This window comes from Sphingomonas sp. Leaf242, assembly GCF_001422045.1.
Taxonomy (GTDB): domain Bacteria; phylum Pseudomonadota; class Alphaproteobacteria; order Sphingomonadales; family Sphingomonadaceae; genus Sphingomonas.
This window is the reverse complement of sequence record NZ_LMLW01000007.1, coordinates 563,118-580,706: the sequence shown is the minus strand read 5'-3', so window position 1 is coordinate 580,706 and position 17,589 is coordinate 563,118. Positions and strand designations below refer to the sequence as shown.

At 66.5% G+C, this 17,589-nt stretch carries 17 protein-coding genes; 6 read left to right on the top strand and 11 right to left on the bottom strand.

What is annotated here, in order from left to right:
• The first annotated feature begins 26 nt into the window (after window positions 1–26).
• From cysD to ASF09_RS07000, 3 genes are read left to right on the top strand one after another with little or no spacing between them, the layout of a single operon-like run.
• On the top strand, window positions 27–953 hold the full coding sequence (gene cysD, locus ASF09_RS07010) for a sulfate adenylyltransferase subunit CysD (protein WP_060525514.1): 927 nt from the start codon (window positions 27–29) through the stop codon (window positions 951–953).
• On the top strand, window positions 953–2,866 hold the full coding sequence (gene cysN / locus ASF09_RS07005; RefSeq protein WP_060525513.1) for a sulfate adenylyltransferase subunit CysN: 1,914 nt from the start codon (window positions 953–955) through the stop codon (window positions 2,864–2,866). The genes cysD and cysN overlap by 1 nt, the downstream gene beginning before the upstream one ends.
• Window positions 2,863–3,600 carry a 3'(2'),5'-bisphosphate nucleotidase CysQ gene (locus ASF09_RS07000; protein WP_060525512.1) on the top strand — a complete coding sequence of 246 codons (738 nt, stop codon included), beginning with the start codon at window positions 2,863–2,865 and terminating at the stop codon, window positions 3,598–3,600. The genes cysN and ASF09_RS07000 overlap by 4 nt, the downstream gene beginning before the upstream one ends.
• A gap of 81 nt (window positions 3,601–3,681) precedes the next feature.
• On the opposite strand, the gene ASF09_RS06995 is transcribed toward ASF09_RS07000, so the two are convergent.
• The 9 genes from ASF09_RS06995 to ASF09_RS06955 all read right to left on the bottom strand — a co-directional run bounded on the left by ASF09_RS06995 (window position 3,682) and on the right by ASF09_RS06955 (window position 10,861).
• Entirely contained in the window at window positions 3,682–4,014 is a 333-nt protein-coding gene (locus ASF09_RS06995) for a hypothetical protein (RefSeq protein ID WP_060525511.1), read from the bottom strand.
• A 10-nt stretch (window positions 4,015–4,024) separates the two neighbouring features.
• The gene (locus tag ASF09_RS06990) at window positions 4,025–5,470 is read right to left on the bottom strand and encodes a L,D-transpeptidase family protein (RefSeq protein WP_060525510.1); all 1,446 of its coding nucleotides are present in this window, start codon (window positions 5,468–5,470) and stop codon (window positions 4,025–4,027) included.
• A 144-nt stretch (window positions 5,471–5,614) separates the two neighbouring features.
• The gene (locus ASF09_RS06985) at window positions 5,615–6,430 is read right to left on the bottom strand and encodes a TrmH family RNA methyltransferase (RefSeq protein WP_060525509.1); all 816 of its coding nucleotides are present in this window, start codon (window positions 6,428–6,430) and stop codon (window positions 5,615–5,617) included.
• 106 nt (window positions 6,431–6,536) lie between these two features.
• A complete protein-coding gene (locus ASF09_RS06980; protein ID WP_060525508.1) occupies window positions 6,537–6,812 on the bottom strand; it encodes an HPr family phosphocarrier protein in 276 nt (91 codons plus the stop codon).
• The gene (locus ASF09_RS06975) at window positions 6,809–7,216 is read right to left on the bottom strand and encodes a PTS sugar transporter subunit IIA (RefSeq protein WP_056048813.1); all 408 of its coding nucleotides are present in this window, start codon (window positions 7,214–7,216) and stop codon (window positions 6,809–6,811) included. Before ASF09_RS06975 ends, ASF09_RS06980 begins: the two co-directional genes overlap by 4 nt.
• Window positions 7,217–7,232: 16 nt before the next feature.
• Window positions 7,233–8,150, bottom strand: coding sequence for an RNase adapter RapZ (gene rapZ, locus ASF09_RS06970; protein WP_060525507.1), 918 nt, complete (start codon window positions 8,148–8,150; stop codon window positions 7,233–7,235).
• 10 nt (window positions 8,151–8,160) lie between these two features.
• Window positions 8,161–8,592, bottom strand: a complete 432-nt coding sequence (locus tag ASF09_RS06965) for an HPr kinase/phosphorylase (protein ID WP_060525506.1) — start codon at window positions 8,590–8,592, stop codon at window positions 8,161–8,163.
• Between the two features lie 9 nt (window positions 8,593–8,601).
• Window positions 8,602–10,185 carry a sensor histidine kinase gene (locus ASF09_RS06960; RefSeq protein ID WP_060525505.1) on the bottom strand — a complete coding sequence of 528 codons (1,584 nt, stop codon included), beginning with the start codon at window positions 10,183–10,185 and terminating at the stop codon, window positions 8,602–8,604.
• The gene (locus ASF09_RS06955; protein ID WP_060525504.1) at window positions 10,154–10,861 is read right to left on the bottom strand and encodes a response regulator transcription factor; all 708 of its coding nucleotides are present in this window, start codon (window positions 10,859–10,861) and stop codon (window positions 10,154–10,156) included. Before ASF09_RS06955 ends, ASF09_RS06960 begins: the two co-directional genes overlap by 32 nt.
• A gap of 175 nt (window positions 10,862–11,036) precedes the next feature.
• Here ASF09_RS06955 and ASF09_RS06950 point away from each other — a divergent pair, with 175 nt between their 5' ends.
• Window positions 11,037–12,647, top strand: coding sequence for a phosphoenolpyruvate carboxykinase (locus ASF09_RS06950; protein WP_060525503.1), 1,611 nt, complete (start codon window positions 11,037–11,039; stop codon window positions 12,645–12,647).
• A gap of 132 nt (window positions 12,648–12,779) precedes the next feature.
• On the opposite strand, the gene ASF09_RS06945 is transcribed toward ASF09_RS06950, so the two are convergent.
• Both ASF09_RS06945 and ASF09_RS06940 read right to left on the bottom strand, forming a co-directional pair.
• The gene (locus ASF09_RS06945) at window positions 12,780–13,217 is read right to left on the bottom strand and encodes an NfeD family protein (protein ID WP_060525502.1); all 438 of its coding nucleotides are present in this window, start codon (window positions 13,215–13,217) and stop codon (window positions 12,780–12,782) included.
• The gene (locus ASF09_RS06940; protein ID WP_060525501.1) at window positions 13,217–14,203 is read right to left on the bottom strand and encodes an SPFH domain-containing protein; all 987 of its coding nucleotides are present in this window, start codon (window positions 14,201–14,203) and stop codon (window positions 13,217–13,219) included. Before ASF09_RS06940 ends, ASF09_RS06945 begins: the two co-directional genes overlap by 1 nt.
• Window positions 14,204–14,323: 120 nt before the next feature.
• Between ASF09_RS06940 and guaB the strand changes: the two genes are divergently transcribed.
• Window positions 14,324–15,781: an IMP dehydrogenase gene (gene guaB, locus ASF09_RS06935; protein ID WP_060525500.1), complete on the top strand. Its 1,458-nt coding sequence runs from the start codon at window positions 14,324–14,326 to the stop codon at window positions 15,779–15,781.
• Window positions 15,782–16,363: 582 nt separating this feature from the next.
• Entirely contained in the window at window positions 16,364–17,551 is a 1,188-nt protein-coding gene (locus ASF09_RS06930; protein WP_060525499.1) for an RsmB/NOP family class I SAM-dependent RNA methyltransferase, read from the top strand.
• Window positions 17,552–17,589 lie beyond the last annotated feature (38 nt).

The following is a 17,589-nucleotide window of genomic DNA, read 5'->3' as shown; positions in this document are numbered from 1 at the left end:
CGCCCCGACGCCCTACGTCTGGGGAGATGACGAAAACTTCAGATACCGACCCCGTGCCGCTCACGCATCTCCAGCGGCTCGAGGCGGAAAGCATCCATATACTGCGCGAGGTGGTCGCCGAGTGCGAGCGCCCGGTGATGCTCTACAGCGTCGGCAAGGATTCCGCGGTGATGCTGCATCTCGCGCGCAAAGCCTTTTACCCGTCGCCACCGCCATTCCCGCTGCTGCATGTCGATACGACGTGGAAGTTCAAGGCGATGTATGATCTGCGCGACCGGATGGCGGCAGAGAGCTGCATGGAACTGCTCGTCTACAAGAACCCCGAGGCTGAGGCGCGCGGGATCAATCCGTTCGACCACGGCGCGCTCCACACCGATATGTGGAAGACCGAGGGGCTCAAGCAGGCGCTCGACCTTCACGGTTTCGATGCGGCGTTCGGCGGCGCACGGCGCGACGAAGAGAAGAGTCGCGCGAAGGAGCGCGTCTTTTCGTTCCGCGCCGCGCATCATCGCTGGGATCCGAAGCAGCAGCGCCCTGAGCTCTGGAACCTCTACAATGCGCGCAAGGCGAAGGGCGAGAGCATCCGCGTTTTCCCGATCTCGAACTGGACCGAACTCGACGTTTGGCAATATATTCAGCTCGAGGACATTCCGATCGTCCCGCTCTATTTTGCAGCGCCGCGCCCGACCGTCGAGCGCGACGGCATGCTGCTGATGGTCGACGATGATCGCTTCCGGCTGGAGCCGGGCGAGGTGCCGGTCGAACGCTCGATCCGCTTCCGTACGCTCGGCTGCTACCCGCTGACGGGCGCGGTCGAGAGCGAGGCCGACAACCTGTCCGCAGTGATCCAAGAGATGCTGCTGACCACCACCAGCGAACGCCAGGGCCGCGCGATCGACCGCGACGCTGGTTCGGCTAGCATGGAGAAGAAGAAGCAGGAGGGCTATTTCTGATGGCTACGCGCACGCAGGAGTCCGCCTATCAGGTGCAGGACATCATCGCCGAGGACATCGACGCCTACCTGCTCCAGCACCAGCACAAGAGCCTCCTTCGCTTCATCACCTGCGGGTCGGTCGACGACGGAAAGTCGACGCTTATCGGGCGGTTGCTGTACGATTCTAAGATGATCTTCGAGGATCAGCTCGCTGCGTTGGAGAGTGACTCCAGGAAGGTCGGCACGCAAGGCCAGGAGATCGACTTCGCGTTGCTGGTCGACGGGCTCGCTGCCGAGCGCGAGCAGGGCATCACGATCGACGTCGCCTATCGCTATTTCTCGACCGAGAAGCGCAAGTTCATCGTCGCGGATACGCCGGGGCATGAGCAGTATACGCGCAACATGATCACCGGCGCGTCGACCGCTGATCTCGCGGTGATCCTGGTAGATGCGCGCAAGGGCATCCTCACGCAGACCAAGCGCCACAGTTATCTCGCGCACCTGATCGGCATTCGGCACCTCGTGCTCGCGGTGAACAAGATGGATCTGGTCGGGTACGAGCAGGCGACCTACGACCGGATCGTTGCGGATTACGCGACGTTTGCGGAGTCGATCGGGATCGCCGGCTTCACGGCGATGCCGATCTCGGGGTTCAAGGGCGACAACATTACAGGCGCGAGCGCGAACACGCGCTGGTATGACGGGCCGACGCTGATCGACCATCTCGACACGGTGACGCTCGACGTCAGCGAAGATCAGGCGGGCGCGTTCCGGATGCCGGTCCAGTGGGTCAACCGGCCGAACCTTGATTTTCGCGGGTTTTCCGGGCTGGTCGCGAGCGGATCGATCGCGCCGGGTGACGCGGTGCGCATTCTGCCGGGCGGGCGCACCTCGACGATCGCGCGCGTCGTCGCGTTCGGCGGCGATCTGCCGAGTGCGGTCGCCGGTCAGTCGGTGACGCTGACGCTGGCGGACGAGATCGACTGTTCACGCGGCGACGTGATCGTTGCCGCGGACTCGCCGCCCGAGGCATCCGATCAATTCGAGGCGACGGTCGTGTGGATGGCGGACGAGGCGATGCTGCCGGGGCGCTCTTATTGGCTCAAGCTCGCGACACAGACCGTGACGGCGACCATCCAGCAGCCAAAATACGCGATAAATGTCAACACTATGGAACGGCTTGCTGCCAAGACGTTGGAGCTCAATGCGATCGGTGTCGCGAACCTGTCGACCGACCGGCCGCTGGTGTTCGAGCCCTATGCCGACAATCGCCAGCTCGGCGGGTTCATCCTGGTCGACAAGATCACCAACGCGACCGTCGCGGCGGGGATGCTGCACTTCTCGCTCCGCCGCGCGCAGAACGTGCACTGGCAGGCGACCGATATCGGCCGCGAGGCGCACGCTAGCCTGAAGAACCAGAAGGCGGCGGTGCTATGGTTCACCGGGCTTTCGGGTGCGGGCAAGTCGACGATCGCCAACCTCGTCGAGATGAAGCTTGCGCGAATGAACCGCCACACCTTCCTGCTCGACGGCGACAATGTCCGCCACGGACTGAACCGCGATCTGGGCTTCACCGATGCGGATCGGGTCGAGAATATCCGCCGCGTCGGCGAGGTGGCCAAGCTGATGACCGATGCCGGGCTGATCGTGATCACCGCGTTCATCTCGCCGTTCCGCGCCGAGCGCGAGATGGCGCGGCAGATGATCGCGCCGGGCGAGTTCATCGAGGTGCATATCGACACGCCGCTCGCGGAGGCCGAGCGGCGCGACGTGAAGGGGCTGTATGCGAAGGCGCGGGCTGGCAAGCTCGCCAACTTCACCGGGATCGACTCGCCCTATGAAGCGCCGGCCAACCCGGAGATTCGGATCGACACGACCGGCATGACTCCTGACCAGGCGGCCGATGCGATCGTCGCGATGCTGATCCCATGAGCGGGGCGATGACCGACGGCGAACTCGCCGCGCATCTGGCGGAAACGGCGGGCCGGTTGCTGCTGGAAGTACGGCGGTCGGGCGTGTTCTCGCCGGGCGCACTCGGCAAGGCTGGCGACGAGACGGCCAACGCGTTCCTTGTCCATGCGCTGCAGGACGCGCGGCCGGACGACGGTCTGTTGTCAGAGGAACGCCGATGCGACGGGACGCGGACGACGATGTCGCGCGTGTGGATCGTCGATCCGGTCGACGGCACGCGCGAATATGGCGAGGCGCGCGATGACTGGGCGGTCCATGTCGCTCTCGCGATCGACGGGGTCGCGACAGTTGGCGCGGTCGCATTGCCGGGATTGGGCCTGGTGCTGCGCTCCGACCAGCCTGCGCCGGTGCCGCCACCGGGCGATCCGCTGCGGATGGTTGTCAGCCGGACTCGCCCTGCACCCGAGGCGGTAAAGGTCGCCGAGGTCCTAGGCGCAACGCTGATCCCAATGGGCTCGGCAGGCGCAAAGGCGATGGCGGTAGTCCGCGGCGAGGCCGACATCTACCTCCACTCGGGCGGTCAGTATGAGTGGGACTCCGCCGCGCCGGTGGCAGTGGCGGCGGCGTTCGGCCTGCATTGCAGCCGGATCGACGGGTCGCCGTTGGTGTATAATTGTCGGGATGTCTACATGCCCGACCTACTGATCTGTCCCGTCGCGCTACGGGATCGGGTGATGGCGGCGATGGCGGCCTGACCTTTTTTGCTCACGCAGAAGCCCAGGATCACAAGCGTCAACGCCGGTTATCTTGGGCTCCTGCGTCCGCAGGAGAACGAACTACTGCTGCGGTTCGGCTTCGTTGGTCGCGGGCGCATCGTCGCGGTTGACGCGGGCGGTCATCCCGGTGGCATCGGCATCGTCCTGCATCTGCTCGTCGGGCGTGATCGGCTTCTCGCGTGGCGGTTCGACCACCGCCGGCGCCGGCGGGGCGGCCTCGACCGGCGCGGCCTCGACCGGGGCGGGGGCCGCCTCGGTCTCGGTCACGCCGGTATCCTCGACCATGTTGGTATCCGTCGGCGGCTGCTCTGGCTCCGAGCGCGAGCAACCGGCCAGCGCCATCGCGGCGAGCAGGCCACCGGCGATGGCGGTACGGGTGTGGGATATCGTCATGGCGTGTCTCTCAGCGAGCGGCGATCGTCTGGCGTGCGGTGCGCGCCTCGATCTTGGAAGCGAGGATGCCGTCCCAATCATAGGGATCGGCGCGGAAGTTCATCTGGCCGTTGCCGCTGGCGAACGCCGTCCAGTAGAGCAGATAGACCGAGACCGGCTTGATCAGCGGCGCGCGGACGGTATCGCCCTTAGCGACCGTGGCATCGACCATCTCGGGCGTCCAGGTCGGGTCGCCCTTCAGCAACAGGTCGGCAAGTTCGGCAGGCTTTTCAAGGCGCACGCAGCCATGGCTCGAAAGCCGACTGAAGCTCGCGAACTTGGCGCGGCTCGGCGTATCGTGGAGATAGACCGAATAGTCGTTCGGGAAGTCGAACTTGAACCGGCCGAGCGCGCTCTGGTCGCCGGCCTGCTGCTGCAACCGCGTCCCGCCGATCACCTTGAAGCCGTTGCGCTTGAAATAGCCGGGATTGGCGCGTTCCTTGGGCCACAATTCCTTGGTCGCGATCGAGGTCGGCACATTCCAGGGCGGATTGATGACGATGCTGTGGATCGTCGACGACAGCATCGGTGTCTCGTCGCCCGGGCGACCGGTCACCGCGCGCATCGACTGCACGGGCACGTCGCCGTCGAACACGGTCAGCACGGCCGCGGCGATGTTCACCTGGATCCGATCGCGCGGCAGGTTCTGCGGAAGCCAGCGCCAGCGCTCCATGTTCGCCATGATCTGATGCACGCGGTCGCCCGCCGACACGTTCAGCGCGGCGAGCGTCTGGGTCGAGACGATCCCGCTCGGGTTCAGGCCGTAGCGACGCTGTGCGCGACGCACCGCTTCAAGCAGCGACGCGTCGAACTTATCGCCGTTGGCATCGACGTCCTTGTCTTCCACCGCGAGCCGCTTGCGCAGCGCGACCACGCGCGGCCCGGTCGCACCGATCGTGAAGTCGGGACCGGAGGCCAGCGTCTGCCAGCCTCCCGCCGAAGCGATCGAGCGATAATTCTGGAGTCCCTTCCGCAGGCCGTCGTAGCCGGCATAGGGCGGCGGCAGCGAGGCGAACCACGCCGCGATCCGGTCCTGCCGCACCGCGTCGGCGAACGCCGGGGTCGGATCATAGGCGGGCGGACGCAGGCCCCAATCCTTCTGGAAATCGGCTTCGCTCAGCCGGCCGGCATGAACCGCGCGCGCATGATCGAGCGCGGCGCGCACCAGTTCGTCCTTGCTCGGGGCGATCGTCGTCGCGGTGGCGGCGGACTTCAGCCCCTGCGCGACGATGTCGCCGTTGAGCAGCTTGTCGAGTTGCGCCGCCTGCTTGTCGCTCAGCGTTGGCACGGTGATCACCGGGGGCGCGAGCGTCGGGATGACCGCCGGCACCGTGGGAACGATCGGCGGCGGCGTCACCTGCGCGAACACGGGCGTCGCCAGCAGCAGCGGTGCCGCCGTCAGCGCCAACCGGACCATGCTGCTTTTCACTCGTCCATCATCCAAACCGCGCGCCATACTCATCCTGTCTACCCGTATCTCGTCGATGCTTTCGCACGACGCACCCCACCCATAGCTGAACCGGACTCGCTAAGCATCGCCAATCGGGCCTATTTCGTCGGTTCAGGCGGAAGCTGCGGATTTTTCCTGCCGGGCGAGCACTTCATACGCCATCACCGCGGTCGCGACCGCCGCGTTGAGGCTGTCCGCCTTGCCGAGCATCGGAATTTTGACGAGCACGTCGCAGGCTTCGGCCATCTCGGGCGGCATGCCCTGCGCTTCGTTGCCGGTGAGCAGGAAGGTTGGGCCGTTATAGGTCGCGGACCGATACTCGGTGTCGGTATCGAGGCTGAGGCCCACAAGTTGACCCGGACCGGTGCGCAGCCAGGCATGGAACGGTTCCCATTCGGTCTTGACCACCGGGATCGTGAACAGCGCACCCATGCTCGCGCGGACCGCCTCGACCGAAAACGGGTCGACCGACTCGCCGATCAGGATCAGCCCGCCTGCGCCGACCGCATCGCCGGTGCGCAGGATCGTGCCGAGATTGCCCGGATCGCGCAGCCGTTCTGCGACCAGCCAGATGCCGGACGTGGTGCGGTCGAGGTCGTCGAGCGTCGCGTCGAACTCGTCGAACACGCCGACTACCGCCTGCGGGTTGTCCTTGCCCGACAGCTTCGAGAGAATGTCGGGCGTGGTCTGGATCGAATCGCCGCCCGCATCCTCGACGTCCATCGATAGCGCGTGCACCAACGGGTGGTTCGCGCTGGCCGCGGCGTAGAACAAAGTGCGCGGCAGACGGCCGGTCTCGCGCGCCTCGGTCAGGATGCGCAGGCCCTCGGCGAGGAATTGCCTGGCCGCACGCCGATGCCGCTTGTCGCGCAGGTCGCGGACGTACTTGATCAGCGGGTTCGAAAAGGCGGTTATCTCGCGGGGCATCTAGCTCCCCTTCCGCTTGCGGGAGGGGTTGGGGGAGGGGTTTGTAAACACGCCGTCGCTCATGCCCTCCCCCGACCCCTCCCGCAAGCAGGAGGGGAGAAAGACGTCAATCCTCGCCGAACTTCGCCTCGACCAGTTCGGCAAGCGCGGCGACGGTATGTTCCGCGCCATCGCCGGTCGCGCTGATCGTGATAGCGTCGCCCATCGCTGCGCCGAGCATCATCAACCCCATGATCGAGGTACCGGTGACATGATCGGAGCCGTCCTTGGTCACGCGCACCTCGACCGAGTGCGACGAGGCAAGCGTGACGAACTTCGCGCTCGCCCGGGCGTGGAGCCCGCGGCGGTTGGTGATCTGGACGGTACGCGAGACCTCGCTCACGCGGCAGCCTCGCCGAGAACCTCGGATGCCACAGAGATGTATTTGCGTCCGGCCTCGCGCGCCGCGGCAACCGCCGCGACGACGGTCATCGATTTGCGCGCCGAGCCGAGCCGGATCAGCATCGGCAGGTTCATGCCAGCAATTACTTCGATCCGGCCGCGCTCCATCAGCGATATGGCGAGATTGGAAGGCGTGCCCCCAAACAGGTCGGTCAGCACTATCACGCCACGCCCGGTATCGACCTCATGGATCGCCGCGGCGATATCGGCGCGGCGGCTTTCCATGTCGTCGTCGGGGCCGATCGCGATCGTCGCGACACGCTCCTGCGGACCGACGACATGGATCATCGCGCGAACGAATTCTTCGGCCAGACGACCGTGCGTAACGAGAACAAGGCCGATCATAGCGGGCTATTCATACTCATGTGACGACCGACGATCCCTCAAGCGCATCCTGCGGTGCGGCCCCCAGGTCGCGGTGACGCACAGTGGGCGAAAAACCTTCCTCGCGCAACCGCCGCGCCACGCGTTCGGCGACGTGGACCGAGCGGTGTCTCCCTCCGGTACACCCGATCGCGACCGTGACGTACGACTTCCCCTCCGCACGGTAGCGGGGGAGCAGCAGGATCAGCAGGTCCTCGATCCGGCTGACCGCGTCCTCATAGGCGGGGTCGGCGACGATATAGGCAGAGACGTCGGCGTCGAGCCCGGTGCCGGGCCGCAAAATCGGGTCCCAGTGCGGATTGCGCAGAAAACGCATGTCGAACACGAGATCGGCGTTGCTCGGCAGCCCGCGGGCGAACCCGAACGACTGGACCGCCAGCGTCGGTTCGCCGAGATGATCGCCGGCAAAGCTCGACCGGATCTGCTGCGCGAGTTCGTTCGCGGACATGTCCGTGGTGTCGATCAACCGGTTCGCCCAGTCGCGCAACGGCGCAAGCAGTTCACGCTCCTGGCCGATCCCCTCCCGCGCAAGCCGGTCTAGTCCCAGCGGATGACGCCGACGAGTCTCCGAATACCGCCGCTCGAGTTCTGATCCGGCGCAGTCGAGAAACAGCATCCCGACCTCCATCCCGTGGCGCTCTCGCAGATCGCGGATCCGGCCGATGATCCGCTCGGGATCGAAATCGCGCGTCCGCGCGCCGATGCCGATCGCCAGCGGCTGCGAGTCGTCGGTAGACCCCTTGGGCAACGGCGCATCGAGCAACCGGTCGAGCAGCAGCAGCGGGAGGTTGTCGACGACCTCCCAGCCGATGTCCTCCAGCGTCTTGAGGACGGTGGTCTTGCCCGCGCCCGACATGCCGGTGACCAGCAGTATATCCTTGCTCGCGCGGCTCATAGCGAAACGGTCATGTCAGAGGCTCCGGGTTGCGTAGGGCGAGTTCGACCTTGATCGGGGCGGAGGCGTGGAACGGGTCGACCGCGAACTGGCGGACGTCGATCCCGGCGATCTTCCGGGCGCGGCGTTCGGGCATCCGCTCGACCGCGCCATCGACTCGGACGAGCAGGCCCACCGGAACGTCGTCGACATGCGGCATGGCGACGATCCCGATGCCGCGGACTTCGATCCGACCGGCGATCGTGGCCGGCGCCCGCGCGAGCAGCAGTTTGCCGGCGCGTACCACCAGCGTCTGATCGTCGCTGACGAGCGTCGCGCCGCGGTCGATCAGGCGCAACGCAAGGTCGGACTTGCCCGATCCCGACGCGCCCTCGATCAGCACCGCCACGCCGTCGATCGCGACCGAGGTGGCGTGGAGCCGGTCGGAGGAGGGGATCGCCACGTGCGGTCCTTACAACGACGGATCGGCCAGCGGTAGCCGTACGACGAACCGCGCACCACAAAGCCGGTCTTCGCGCGCTTCGACGCCGATCGATCCCTGATGCGCGTCGACGATCGTCCGTGCGATCGCCAGGCCCAGCCCGGAATGCTGGCCGAACGTCTCGCTGTCGGGCCGGACCGAGTGGAAGCGTTTGAATACGGCGTCGCGCGCCTCCTCGGGAACGCCGGGCCCTTCGTCCTCGACGCGGATGACAAGGTCGTCGCGCTCGGGGATTGCCGAGATCGCGACCAGACCCTCATCGGGCGAGAACGAGAGCGCGTTGTCGATCAGGTTCTCGAACACGCGTTCGAGCCGTGCGCCTTCGCCCAGCACCGTGGTGGGGGCGTCTGGATTGCGGTCGAACACCAGACGCATGCCGCGCTCGATGCCGCGCGCGTCGCGCTGCGCGACGAGCCCGTCGATCATCGCCGCGATATCGACCGGCTCGAACTTGGCGCGACTGAGCTGCGCATCGAGCCGCGACGCTTCGGAGATGTCGGAGAGCAATCGGTCGAGTCGGTGGACGTCGTCGCGGACGATTGCGAGCAACTGTGCCTGGAGCGCGGGGTCCTTCACGCGCGACAATCCCTCGACCGCGGACCGGAGCGAGGCGAGCGGGTTCTTCATCTCGTGCGTGACGTCGGCGGCGAACGCCTCGGTCGCGTCGATCCGCGCCCTTAGCGCCAGGCTCATGTCGGACAGCGCGCGCGCGAGCATGCCGAGTTCGTCGCGGCGCGACGGGAGGCGGGGGACGACGACTTCGCGTGCACGGCCGAGCCTGACGCGTACCGCCGCGCGCGCAAGGCGGCGGAGTGGACGAACGATCGTCCGCGCGAGGAACAGCGAGAGCAGGATCGAGACGATCGATACCACCAACAGCACCATGCTGAGCCGGAACCGCTCGATCCGCACCGTCTTCGTGATGTCGCGCGCATTGACCGTGGTCATCACGACCCCGCCCGTGCGAAGCGGCGCGGCCGCGGTGATGACCGGCGTGCGGTCGGGCGCGCGCCAGACGGTGGTCGCAACCTTGCGGCGTGCCTCGGCGGCGGCGACGTCGGGCCAGCGCTGTCCGTCGTTCCGTTCGCGGTAGAGTGGCGGTCGCGGTGCCATCACGACGACGTCGATCGCCGCGTCGAGGAACCGCGCGATGACCTGGTCGCGATCTTCCTTGTCGGGGTCCTGCAGCACGAAATTCCGCAGCCCGAGCGCTCGGCTGTCGACGATCGTGGTGCCACCAGCGTCGAACAGGCGGATCCGCGATCCAGTGTCCGCGGCCAGCCTCAGCACCAGCGGATTGCGCTGCGTCGGATCGACCGACGAGATCGCCTCGCCGATCAGCCGCGCCTCGCGCGCGGTCTGCGCGACGCGGCTGTCGACGATCCGGCTGCGGTAGGAATCGAGGTAGAAGAACCCGCCCGCCAGCAGCAGCAACGCGAAGATGTTGACCGCCAGGATTCGTCGCGTGAGCGAGATCTGTCCCGACCAGCGCAGCGTGAGATCGCGCCCGTCGACGCCGAGCTCATTCCTCAGAAAATCGATACCCGGCACCATATAATGTCTCGATCGCATCGAAGGCGGGATCGACCTGCCGGAATTTTCGGCGCAGTCGCTTGATGTGGCTGTCGATGGTGCGATCGTCGACATAGATGTCGTCCTGATACGCCGCGTCCATCAACTGGTTGCGCGTCTTGACGATGCCCGGACGCTGCGCAAGGGTTTCGAGGATCATGAACTCGGTGACCGTCAGCGTCACCGGCTCACCGCCCCACAGCGTGCGATGCCGCGCCGGATCCATGCTCAGCCGACCGCGCGCGAGCGGTCCGGCGGCTTCCGCCTCGGTCTCGGTACCCGGCGACTGAGTCAGCTCGGTCCGGCGCAGGATCGCGCGGATACGGGCGATCAACAGCCGCTGCGAGAACGGCTTGGCGATGTAGTCGTCGGCGCCCATCGCAAGGCCGAGGGCTTCGTCGAGCTCGTCGTCCTTGCTGGTGAGGAAGATCACCGGGACCTGGCTCTTCTCGCGGAACCGGCGGAGCAGTTCGAGCCCGTCCATCCGCGGCATCTTGATGTCGAATACCGCGAGATCGGGCGGGTTGTCGGTCAGCGCCTTGAGCGCCGTCTCGCCGTCCGAATAGACCCGCGTAACGAAGCCCTCGGTCTGCAACGCGATCGACACGGAGGTCAGGATGTTGCGGTCGTCGTCGACCAGCGCGATCGTTGCCGTCATTCTAGGGTCGCTTGCCTCGGTCGTTGGCGTATCGTCGTAGGCCAATCCGCGACCGCACTCAACTGGGGCCGTATCGGGACCGCGTCAGGGCAGCCCATTTGACCGGTGGGTAGGCGCGACCTACATCCCGCCGCAACGACATACATACGTATGCGAAACCATCTGGAGAGATGCCTTGTCCAACGAACGTATTCCGGCCGGCGGCCTAGCCGCGCAGGAGATAGACACCCGCGCCACCCTGCACTGGAACCTGGTCACAGCCCAACTTGTCGAAGCGGCGCTGGCGCGCGGCGAGGGGACGTTGTCCGCGGACGGTCCGCTGGTCGTCGAGACCGGCGCGCATACCGGGCGCTCGGCGCAGGACAAGTTCATCGTCCGCGATGCCGAGACCGACGCCACGGTCTGGTGGGGCAAGAGCAACAAGGCGATGGAGCCCGCGCATTTCGCCGCGCTGAAGGAGGATTTCTTCGCCGCGCTCGCCGCCAAGGACGAGCTGTTCGTGCAGGACCTGTACGGCGGATCGCAGGCCGACCACCGCGTCAACGTCCGCGTCGTCACCGAACTCGCGTGGCATAACCTCTTCATCCGGACGATGTTGGTGCGGCCCGAGCAGGCTGCGCTGAAGGACTTCGTCGCCGACTACACGATCGTCGACCTGCCGAGCTTCCGCGCCGATCCCGCGCGTCATGGCTGCCGCAGCGAGACGGTGATCGCGGTCAACTTCACCGACAAGCTGATCCTGATCGGTGGCACGAAATACGCGGGCGAGATGAAGAAGTCGGTGTTCGGGCTGCTCAACTACCTGCTGCCGCCGACCGGGGTGATGCCGATGCACTGCTCGGCGAACATGGGCGCGAACGGCGATACCGCGGTGTTCTTCGGCCTGTCAGGCACCGGCAAGACGACGCTGTCGGCCGATGCCAGCCGCACGCTGATCGGCGACGACGAGCATGGCTGGTCGGACACTGCGGTCTTCAACTTCGAGGGTGGGTGCTACGCCAAGATGATCCGCTTGTCGGCCGACGCCGAGCCGGAAATCTTCGCGACGACGAAGCGGTTCGGGACGGTGCTGGAGAACGTCGTGATGGACCCGGCGACGCGGCTGCTCGACCTCGACGATCACACGCTCGCCGAGAACAGCCGCGGTGCGTATCCGATCGACTTCATCCCGAATGCGTCCGCCGAGAACATGGGGCCGGTGCCGCGCAACATCGTGATGTTGACCGCCGACGCTTACGGCGTCCTGCCACCGATCGCGAAGCTCACGCCCGACCAGGCGATGTACCATTTCCTCTCGGGCTATACCGCACGTGTCGCCGGGACCGAGATCGGCGTGACCGAGCCCGACGCGACCTTCTCGACGTGCTTCGGCGCACCGTTCATGCCGCGGCATCCTTCGGTGTACGGCAATTTGTTGAAGGAGCGGATCGCCAAGGGCGGTGTCGATTGCTGGCTGGTCAACACCGGCTGGACCGGCGGCAAATACGGCGTCGGCAACCGCATGCCGATCAAGGCGACGCGAGCTCTGCTGAATGCGGCGCTCGACGGAAGCCTGAACGATGCCGAGTTCCGGACGGATCCGAACTTCGGATTCCAGGTGCCGGTGAGCGTACCGGGTGTCGACACCGCGATCCTCGATCCCCGCACGACCTGGGCGGACAAGGATGCGTACGACGCCACGGCGGCGAAGCTGGTCGACCTGTTCGTCGAGAACTTCGCCCAGTTCGCCGAGCATGTCGATGAGGGTGTCCGGCAAGCGGCGCCCAGAGTGAAAGAGGCGGCGTAAAACTCCTCTCCCCTCGGGGAGAGGAAGGGGCCCACACGACGAAGTCGGGTGGGAAGGTGAGGGCACGGTCCTGCTTGGCGTGCCCTCACCCGCGCCGCTACGCGGCTTCCCTCTCCCCTGAAGGGAGAGGGTTTAGAGCGCCTCCACTACGACTTCGCCATCGACAACCGCCGTTACCCGAAGGCGCGTTCCAACCGCGGCATCCGCACCCCGCGCCGGCCAGCTCCCGTCGCCCACCAGAACCCGGCCACGCCCGCCAAACAGCGCAGTCTCGACAACGACAACCTGACCCACCAGCCGCGCAGAGCGATCGTTCAACATCGGATCCCCACCCTCGACCGGGTAATCCCGGTACCAGCGCTTCCCGATCAGCACCGTCACCGCGCTCCAAACGCCAAAGGCAGCCAGTTGCGCCGCCACCGGCAAATCCGGCAACACGAACACCGCCACGCCCGTCACCGCTGCTGCAATCGCGAGGAACACCAGGAACACCCCCGGCACCGCCAGTTCGGCAATCCCCAGCACGAGCGCCGCGATCAACCAAGCACCAGCCGCCCCGATCACGTCCATCAGCTTTTCGGAACCTCAGTCGACTTGGACAGCTCGAACGGCCCACGAGCCGCAGGCTTGGCCGCCGGCGACGCAACGGCATCGCGCAGCGCATCCTTAGCCAGCTCGCCAATCCCCCCAAGCGTCCCCATCAGCTGCGTAGCCTCGACCGGAAACAGGATCGTCTTCGCATTTGGCGAGGTGGCGAACTTGCCAATCGCCTCGACGTATTTCTGCGCGATGAAGTAGTTGATCGCCTGCGCGCCACCCTCCTCGATCGCCTGCGACACCGCACGCGTCGCCGAAGCCTCCGCAACCGCCGCCCGCTCACGCGCCTCGGCATCACGGAACGCCGACTCCTTGCGCCCCTCGGACTCGAGGATTCGCGCCTGCTTCTGCCCCTCGGCGCGCAGGATTTCCGAAGCCCGCGAACCCTCCGCATCCAGAATGTTGGCCCGCTTCTCGCGCTCGGCCTTCATCTGCCGCCCCATCGCGTTGACGATATCCGCCGGCGGGCGAATGTCCTTGATCTCAACGCGCGTGATCTTCACGCCCCACGGCGTCGTCGCGTGATCCACCACGTTCAACAGCCGCGCGTTGATCTCATCACGCTTCGACAGCGTCTCGTCGAGGTCCATCGACCCCATCACCGTCCGCAAATTGGTCGTCGTGAGCTGCAACAGCGCCTGGTACAGGTCCGACACCTCGTACGCCGCCTTGGCCGAGTCCAGCACCTGGAAGAACACGACCCCGTCGGTCGAGATCATCGCATTGTCCTTGGTGATGATCTCCTGGCCGGGGATGTCGATCACCTGCTCCATCATGTTCACCTTCCGCCCGACACGGTAGAAAAACGCCGGATAGAAATTGAAGCCCGGCCGCGCGACCGTGGTGAAGCGCCCGAAATGCTCGATCGTGTATTGATAGCCTTGATGGACGATCTTGATGCTGGTGAAGAGGTACAGCAGCACCAGCGCCAGCAGGAGCGCGGCAACGATCAGGCCCATCGAACAATCCCCCATCCGTGTATCGCACCGCTATAGCACGTCCGCGAAGGTGGGGCCTAGCCGTACGCCGCGCCTTTGGTTACATGGCGCGCCACCTCACACCAAGGAACGGCAGCTCTCATGGATATCCGCCTCGGCCTCACTTTCGACGACGTCCTCCTGTATCCGGGGGAATCGGACGTGCTGCCAAGCCAGGCCGATACCCGGACGCAGCTGACGCGCGGCATCGCGCTCAACATCCCGATCCTCTCGTCCGCGATGGACACCGTCACCGAAGCCGACATGGCCATCGTCATGGCACAGCTCGGCGGGATCGGCGTGCTCCACCGCAACCTGACCGTCGAGGAGCAGGTCATCGCAGTCCGTCAGGTCAAGCGGTTCGAGTCGGGCATGGTGGTCAACCCGATCACGATCAAGCCGACCGCCACCCTCGCCGAAGCGCAGGCCCTCATGTCGGGCCACCGCATCAGCGGCATCCCGGTTGTCGAGGCGGACGGCAAGCTCGTCGGTATCCTCACCAATCGCGACGTGCGTTTCGCGGGCGATCCGAAACAGCCCGTCAGCGAGCTGATGACACACGAGAACCTCGCCACCGTCTCGACCGAAGTCGGCAAGGAAGAGGCGCGCCGCCTGCTCCACGCCCGCCGCATCGAGAAGCTGCTGGTGGTCGACGCGCAGTATCGCTGCGTCGGCCTGATCACCGTCAAGGACATCGAGAAGGCGGTGATGTTCCCGGATGCTACCAAGGACGAGGCGGGGCGGCTGCGTGTGGCGGCGGCGACGACGGTCGGCGACAAGGGCTTCGACCGGACCGAACAGCTGGTCGACGCGGGCTGCGACCTGATCGTGATCGACACCGCGCACGGCCATAACCGCGACGTCGGGCGCGCGGTCGAGCGCGTGAAGAAGCTCTCCAACTCGGTGCAAGTGGTGGCGGGCAACGTCGCGACCGGCGAAGCGACGCGCGCGCTGATCGGCGCGGGCGCAGACGGGATCAAGGTCGGCATCGGCCCAGGCTCGATCTGCACCACGCGGGTGGTGGCGGGCGTCGGCGTGCCCCAGCTGACCGCGGTCATGGATTGCGCCGAGGCGGGCCACAAGGCCGGCGTGCCGGTGATCGCCGACGGCGGCATCCGCACCTCGGGCGACATGGCCAAGGCGCTCGCCGCCGGCGCCTCGACCGTGATGATCGGCTCGCTGCTCGCCGGCACCGACGAGGCACCCGGCGAGACGTTCCTGTACCAGGGCCGTGCGTACAAATCGTACCGGGGCATGGGCTCGGTCGGCGCGATGGGGCGCGGGTCGGCGGACCGCTATTTTCAGGGCGACATCAAGGACCAGTTGAAGCTCGTCCCCGAAGGTATCGAGGGTCAGGTCGCGTACAAGGGCCCGGCGAGGGATGTCGTTCATCAGCTGGTCGGCGGCATCAAGGCGGCAATGGGCTATACCGGCTCGGCGACGATTCCGGATCTCCAGGCTCGTGCGGAGTTCGTGCAGATCACGGGTGCAGGCTTGATGGAGAGCCATGTCCACGACGTGACGATTACGCGGGAAGCGCCGAACTATCCAACGCGGTAAGGGCGGGAACTTCTCCGCTCCCTGAAGGGGAGGGGCCGGGGGTGGGTCGGTTTCCCCAAGCTCGTCTGCCAGTGGCTAAAACGAGCCAACCCACCCCCACCCCCTCTCTTTGAGGGATGGGAGCGGGTCGCGGCTCGCTCCCACGCTCCCCGTCATTCCCGCGCAGGCGGGAATCCATACTGGCTAACGTTGCGCTAAGATCGCAACCGTTCGAGAATATGGATGCCCGCCCGCGCGGGGATGACGGACGATATGTGCCGTGGCGATCCTCGACAGACCGCAGGCTAACTCACAGACCGCCGCCGCCATCCGTCGTCCCGCCGCCCCCTCCGTCATCCCGGCGAACGCCGGGACCCATGGTTGCGGATCGGGTGATGGTTGAACGCTATCGCCGGATCCACCGTGTCCATGGGTCCCGGCGTTCGCCGGGATGACGGGGGGAAGGATAGCGGCCACTACGATCCGAACCAGAGCCCTGAAATTATTCCCCTCCCGCCCTCGGGAGGGGCTAGGGGAGGGGATGATGACGAACACTCCCTACCAAGCCTCCCCCCGAACCCACGCGAAGTCGGGAGCCAACAAGTGACTCCTCCCGCACGCACCCAAGCCGCGATCGAGCTCCTTGACCAGATCATCGCCGCCGCCCGCGAGTCCGGCGCCGCCGCAGACACGCTGATCGCCCGCTATTTCGCCACCCGCCGCTACGCCGGCTCGAAGGACCGCCGCGCCGTCCGCGAACTCGTCTACGCCGCGATCCGCAAGGCCGGAGACCGCCCCGAAAACGGTCGCACCGCGATGCTCCTCGTCGCCGACGCCGATCCGGAAGTCGCGGCAACCTTCGACGGCTCCACCCACGCGCCCGCGCCGATAACCAAGGATGAACCGCGCGCTCGCGCCGGCGTCGCGCCGCAGTGGCTGAGCAAGGCCCTCCGCGCTTCAGGCCTCGACGGCGCCGCCCTTACAGACCTAGCCGGCCGCGCCACGCTCGATCTCCGCGTCAACACGCTGATCGCCGACCGCGCGACCGTCCTAGCAGCACTTCCCGACACCGAAGCCACTCCGCATGCCCCCGACGGCATCCGCCTCCCCACCGGCACCAACGTCGAAGCGCTCCCGCTCTTCAACGAAGGCGCGCTCGAAGTGCAGGACGAAGGCAGTCAGCTTGTCGGCCTCGCGATGCAGGCAAAGCCCGGCGAACGGATCGTCGATCTCTGCGCCGGCGCCGGCGGCAAGACGCTCGCGTTGGCCGCAACGATGAAGAACGAAGGCGTGATCCTCGCCTGCGACACCGACCGCAACCGCCTCTCGCGCCTCGCCCCGCGCGCAACCCGCGCCGGCGCGACGATCGTCGAAAGCCGCCTGCTCAACCCGACGCGTGAGATCGAAGTGCTCAGCGAATGGGCCGGTCGCGCCGACGGCGTGCTGGTCGACGCGCCGTGTTCGGGCACCGGCACCTGGCGGCGCAATCCCGAGGCCCGCTGGCGGCTCACCCCCGACCGCGTCTCACGGCTGCAATCGACGCAGCAGCAGGTGCTCTCCGTCGCCGCCACGCTGGTCAAGCCCGGCGGTGCGCTCGTCTATATCGTCTGCTCGCTGCTCGACGCCGAGGGCACCGACCAGGTCAGCTGGTTCCTGAACGCGCACCCCGGCTGGACGACCGAGCCCCTGTCGCTCCCCGCCGGCGCGAAGCACGGCCACGGCGTCCGCCTCGAACCCGGCCGCGACGGCACCGACGGCTTTTTTGTCGCGCGCCTCCGGGCTGCGTGCTAGCCAGCCGACCTATGGCTCAACTCACGGCCAAACCTGTA

Bases quoted from the DNA above. Each gene is read 5' to 3' on its own strand.
- ASF09_RS06940 (WP_060525501.1), bottom strand. From the start codon at position 14,203: ATGGGCCTGATCGTTGCCGCGCTCCTGCTGGCGCTGGTGCTGCTGTAC.
- rapZ (WP_060525507.1), bottom strand. From the start codon at position 8,150: ATGAGCCGCGCGAGCAAGGATATACTGCTGGTCACCGGCATGTCGGGC.
- ASF09_RS06995 (WP_060525511.1), bottom strand. From the start codon at position 4,014: ATGACGATATCCCACACCCGTACCGCCATCGCCGGTGGCCTGCTCGCC.
- ASF09_RS06945 (WP_060525502.1), bottom strand. From the start codon at position 13,217: ATGGACGTGATCGGGGCGGCTGGTGCTTGGTTGATCGCGGCGCTCGTG.
- ASF09_RS06975 (WP_056048813.1), bottom strand. From the start codon at position 7,216: ATGATCGGCCTTGTTCTCGTTACGCACGGTCGTCTGGCCGAAGAATTC.
- guaB (WP_060525500.1), top strand. From the start codon at position 14,324: ATGGATATCCGCCTCGGCCTCACTTTCGACGACGTCCTCCTGTATCCG.
- ASF09_RS06960 (WP_060525505.1), bottom strand. From the start codon at position 10,185: ATGGTGCCGGGTATCGATTTTCTGAGGAATGAGCTCGGCGTCGACGGG.
- ASF09_RS07000 (WP_060525512.1), top strand. From the start codon at position 2,863: ATGAGCGGGGCGATGACCGACGGCGAACTCGCCGCGCATCTGGCGGAA.
- cysD (WP_060525514.1), top strand. From the start codon at position 27: ATGACGAAAACTTCAGATACCGACCCCGTGCCGCTCACGCATCTCCAG.
- ASF09_RS06985 (WP_060525509.1), bottom strand. From the start codon at position 6,430: ATGCCCCGCGAGATAACCGCCTTTTCGAACCCGCTGATCAAGTACGTC.
- cysN (WP_060525513.1), top strand. From the start codon at position 953: ATGGCTACGCGCACGCAGGAGTCCGCCTATCAGGTGCAGGACATCATC.
- ASF09_RS06990 (WP_060525510.1), bottom strand. From the start codon at position 5,470: ATGGTCCGGTTGGCGCTGACGGCGGCACCGCTGCTGCTGGCGACGCCC.
- ASF09_RS06955 (WP_060525504.1), bottom strand. From the start codon at position 10,861: ATGACGGCAACGATCGCGCTGGTCGACGACGACCGCAACATCCTGACC.